At 48.2% G+C, this 1,253-nt stretch carries 1 protein-coding gene; it reads right to left on the bottom strand.

What is annotated here, in order from left to right; all coding sequences use genetic code 11:
• A partial coding sequence (locus AC1DLM_RS35365) for an iron ABC transporter permease (protein WP_477572621.1) occupies positions 1 to 1,253 on the bottom strand: 1,253 nt, incomplete at both ends.

The following is a 1,253-nucleotide window of genomic DNA, read 5'->3' as shown; positions in this document are numbered from 1 at the left end:
CAGTACTTCTATACATGAGGAATAATAGATACGGAGCGCCAATAATAGCTACAACGATACCTGAAGGAATCTCTTTGGGTATAAGTATCGTTTTACCAATGATATCAGCACCTGTAAGCAATATGGCGCCGAGAATGGCTGAAAGGACAACAGATTTCTGGTGATGCTGCCCCAAGAATAGACGCACTGCGTGAGGGGCGAGTAAGCCGATGAAACTGACGGTGCCTACAGATGCAACAGCAATGGCAGCAACTAACACGCCGATTATTGCTGAGAGAAGTCTTGTTTTCTGCAACTTAAGGCCTAGTCCAAGTGACACGTGGTCACCAAAGGCCAACAGATCTACACGTCGACCAAGCAACCATGCACTTGGAAGTAAAATGGCTGTCGTGATCAGGAGTTGGATGCATTCCTTCCATCCCCTAGAGTAAGTACTGCCGGCCAACCATGTAAGTGCAGGAGCAGCACCGAGCTGTGATTTAATGATAAGAAATTGGATGACAGCCGAGCCAAGTGCCGAAACGGCAATCCCAATAAGTATGAGGACAACGGGATTCAGCCCTTTTTTCCAAGCGAAGGCATACACGCTTCCTGCTGAGAGGAGTGCACCAATGATGGCACCAACGGGTATCCAAGTACCAGGAGCAGATGGCCAAATGGTTAGGACCAATAGAGCTCCCATCCCAGCACCTGAGGTGACACCTACAACGGAAGGATCCGCGAGGGGGTTACGAACTGCACMTTGCATCATGGAGCCTGCGACAGCTAAAGAGGCACCTGCAAGAGCAGCAACGAGAATGCGAGGAAGACGCAAATTCAGAATAACATTGCGAGCCATTTCTTCGCCTTGGCCTGTTATTACGGCGATAACTTCAGCAAAAGGTATTCGCAGGGCTCCAGCCGTCAACCCGTAAAGCAACAAGAAAACTAAAGCAATGCTAGATACGATAACTAGAATAGGATACGGAATTTTAGTTCCGACATAACCAACACTCATTGAGCTGCTTTCAGCAGAAGATTTCATTCTGGAGCCACGAATGGCAAGCCATATTAACCATGGAGCACCTAGTAAAGCGGTAACAGAACCCGCGGGCAGCTCTCCGAGTGTACTTCGAAACATTTTGGCAACTAGATCAGCACTAAGTAAGACGACAGCGCCCCAGAGAGCACTCCCTGGTATCAATAGTCGGTGACGTTGTAAACCTATTAATCGAACTAGATGAGGTGCGATTAGGCCGATAAAACCTATGGGT

The organism is Paenibacillus sp. 01T442, from assembly GCF_056398345.1.
The sequence above is the reverse complement of the archived record's forward strand: the minus strand, read 5'-3'. Positions and strand labels throughout refer to the sequence as shown.